This is a genomic window from Herpetosiphon llansteffanensis, from assembly GCF_003205875.1.
Lineage (GTDB): Bacteria > Chloroflexota > Chloroflexia > Chloroflexales > Herpetosiphonaceae > Herpetosiphon > Herpetosiphon llansteffanensis.
Map to the genome: position 1 here is coordinate 1 of NZ_PUBZ01000052.1, position 410 is coordinate 410.

Sequence of the window (410 nt, forward strand, 5' to 3'; positions counted from 1 at the left end):
ATACATACGACCACAACTCCGTGAATTAGGAGAATATTTTAGTGACTTCTTTACAAGTCAAACTGGTGAAACATTTTATCCTCACGTAGCAAAGCATGCTAGAAGAAGTGTGAATCCTCCTAAAGATACATGGGTTGCTTTTGCAACAAACAAAAGAGGCTATAAAATGTTACCTCATTTCCAAATTGGTATGTTTGAAGATCAACTGTTTGTTATGTTTGGAATCATGCATGAAGCAAAAGATAAAGCAACACTTGCAAAAGTTTTTGAAAGAAAATTTAAAGCTATTCAACAATTACCTGATGATTATCGTGTTTGCTTAGATCATATGAAACCTGATAAACCATTTATTAAAGATTTAACGGATGATGATTTAATAGAAGCGATACAAAGAGCCATCAATGTGAAAA

1 protein-coding gene is annotated in these 410 nt (G+C 32.7%); it reads left to right on the forward strand.

Annotated features, from left to right (window positions below; genetic code table 11):
- The coding region (locus C5S61_RS03165) for a DUF1054 family protein (RefSeq protein WP_110513663.1) at positions 1-410 on the forward strand (410 nt) is incomplete at both ends.